This window comes from Arthrobacter sp. Y3223164 (assembly GCF_059091005.1).
In genome coordinates this window covers 1-2606 of the sequence record NZ_JBNHGF010000376.1, presented here as the reverse complement: position 1 = coordinate 2606, position 2606 = coordinate 1, and the positions used below count along the sequence as shown (strand labels likewise).

Here is a 2606-nt window from a genome sequence, read left to right as displayed (position 1 = left end):
GCCGCGAACTGGCGCACCGCATCGCGCGGCCCCTCTGCCACCACGCCCACGGTGCCGTCCGCCTGGTTCACGGCCGAGCCCACCAGCCCCAGGCGTTCGGCGCGTTCCCGTGCCCAGTACCGGAAGCCCACTCCCTGGACCCGGCCGCTCACCGTCGCGCTCAGGCGGACGTCCCCGGTGGGTTCCTGTTGCATGCTTCGCTCCTGTCCGCACATCGGTCCAGCGTACGACGGCGCCTCGCTTCAGGCAGCGCCGGAACCGTAGGGGCGCGTGATGGCCTCCAGAAAGTGGCCGTTCGGGTCGGTGAAGTACACGCCGCGGCCGCCGTCGTTGCGGTTGATTCGCTGGGGCCGGCTGCGGCCCGGGTCTGCCCAGTAGGCGATTCCGGCCGACCGGATGCGCGTGAGGATCCCGTCGAAGTCGTCCTCGGCGACCAGGAAGGCGTAATGCTGGGGCTGCACGTTCCCGGCGGTGTCCGCGTAGTCGAGTGCCACGCCGCCCTCCAGCAGGACCGTCATGAAGTGTCCGAACATCGGCTGCGGCGGATCGAGGCCGAAGATCTCCGCAAAGAATTCCGCCGACGCCTTCTTGTCTGCGGCGTAGACGATGGTGTGGTTGAACGAGACGGCCATGGCATGCTCCGAAGGCGGTGGCCGGGACGGACGCCGGCCCCAATGCTGGCTCCATTCAACTCCGGCCAGGCCCGCCGGACAAGCGCAGAACCCGGAAGGTCCGGGTTAACGAAGCAACGGACGACGCCGGCGCCGTGTGGTCGCCGAAGCCGTCCGCTCCGTTGGGGTGGCTGTGCCGCCCCGTGCTGATGTCAGCCCTTCTGCGGCAGCCGCCAGACCGTGCAGTCCTGCGTGCTGATGGCGCGGCGCGAGCCGTCCGCCTCATCACGGATCCACACCAGGCCGACGCCGGGCGCGGTACGGTCGACGCGGCCCCGGTACTGGACGGCATTGTCCATGCGGGCCTCGACCGAATCGCCGCGGCGCAGATGTCCGAGATTGCGGATACGGGTGGGGGTGGAATTGACCAGCGGGGACTGACCGGGTGCGGATAGTGTCATCCGTGACCTCCTGTGTTGTGGCGGTAAGGGCGTGCTGTGCCAGGCGGATCAGCTGTGGGGCCGACCCTGCCGTGGCATCGTTCGGGGACTGCTCGTCAGGCGTGAAGCGCCGGCTCCTGCCAGATGGCGGCGAGCGCTGACGACAGGGGCTGCGAGGCGGCAGGGCGCGGGAAAGAGCTTCTCCGCTGATCCCTGCTGCAAACTTGTTGGTGGTCCCTCAGCTGTCCGTTGGCAGTCTCACTTTAAGGAACACCTTTGGAGGGCCGGATTATTCCGCCGGAGCAGGAAAAGTTTTTTGGGCCCTCGCCGGTGGTCGCAGGCGGAGCCAGGCTGCATCCACGGCAGACGGCGGGCGGTTTCCCGCGGCGCTGCGGCGCCACGGGCCAGGCCCGGAAGCCTCAGGGGCCAGCACGCGAGCGGCAGGTTAGTCCCTGGGCGGCAGCTGCTGCAGCGCCCAGGTGTTGCCGTCCGGATCGCTGAAGTAGACGAACTTACCCCACGGCTGCGCGTCCACGTCGCTCGCTGCGACGCCGCGGCTGAGCAGTTCTTCCCGGGCCGCTTGGGCATCGGCAACGACCATCTGGAGCCCCTGCTGCGAGCCGGGTGCCATCTCCGTGATGCCCTCGCCGATCACGATGGAACAGGCCGAGCCGGGCGGCGTGAGCTGCACGAACCGCAGGCCGTCGCTTACCCGGTGGTCGTGGTCGGCGTGGAAGCCGACCTGCTCAACGTAGAAATGTTTGGCCCGGTCGACGTCGGTGACCGGCACGGCCACCAGTTCGAGTTTCATCTCCATGCCGGACACGCTAGCGCCGGCAGGCACCCGGCGGTAGGGTCCGGCGCGGGATCGCGGTCATGCCCTGTCCGCAACCCGAGGGAGCCTGCGCCCCTCGGACTTTTCGAACAGACGGCGCGGGTGGGAGCCAGGCGGCACGGGTGGGAGCAGCTGTGGCCACCAGAGATGATGCACCCGATGGCGGCCGCGGCCAGCTAATCCCCGAAATAGCCGCGCTCCAACAGGGAGCCGGGGTGGTACAGGCAAACGGACGTGCGATCACCCGAATCCCAATCCGCTTGCGTAGGGAACAAGAGCCGGTGCGTGCCGTCCGGAATCAACCGGGCTTCGAGAAACTGGGACATCACCTCGCCGCACCGGGGTCCGGCCTCGCGTTCCAGTGCTGACTGACCCGGATACAGCTCGCCGGCGTGGGTGATGGTGCCGAATATCTCGCCTTCATGCGGTTCCTGGCAGGGCACCTGAAACAACGCGGTGGTCGTGGGGCCGGAGGAATACTCCCAATCGAAGAACACACAGTCGCCGACGGCTGCCTCACTCAGGGCCGAGGGCTCCACGCCGGAAGACCATTGCGTGGCGAGGAAGTCGTCGATGTAGGCACTAGTGCCCTCCGGATCCGCTGCTCCCACGGTCTCCGCGGGTGCCATGGTCGGGCGACCCGGCGGGGGAGAGGCCAGCCGGACGGGTCCCTGGGATGTGCCGGCGGCAGGACCGCTGGCGTACCCGCCGCCGGAGGCT

5 protein-coding genes are annotated in these 2606 nt (G+C 68.6%); all 5 read right to left on the bottom strand.

The window, feature by feature from the left end; genetic code table 11:
- The coding region (locus AC5RUJ_RS14290) for an acylphosphatase (protein ID WP_494156049.1) at positions 1–194 on the bottom strand (194 nt) is incomplete at its 3' end.
- Between the two features lie 48 nt (positions 195–242).
- Positions 243–632, bottom strand: coding sequence for a VOC family protein (locus tag AC5RUJ_RS14285; RefSeq protein WP_494073948.1), 390 nt, complete (start codon positions 630–632; stop codon positions 243–245).
- A gap of 191 nt (positions 633–823) precedes the next feature.
- A complete protein-coding gene (locus AC5RUJ_RS14280; RefSeq protein WP_493978913.1) occupies positions 824–1072 on the bottom strand; it encodes a hypothetical protein in 249 nt (82 codons plus the stop codon).
- Positions 1073–1496: 424 nt separating this feature from the next.
- Positions 1497–1868 carry a glyoxalase superfamily protein gene (locus AC5RUJ_RS14275; protein ID WP_494000799.1) on the bottom strand — a complete coding sequence of 124 codons (372 nt, stop codon included), beginning with the start codon at positions 1866–1868 and terminating at the stop codon, positions 1497–1499.
- 194 nt (positions 1869–2062) lie between these two features.
- A partial coding sequence (locus tag AC5RUJ_RS14270; RefSeq protein ID WP_494156048.1) for a septum formation family protein occupies positions 2063–2606 on the bottom strand: 544 nt, incomplete at its 5' end.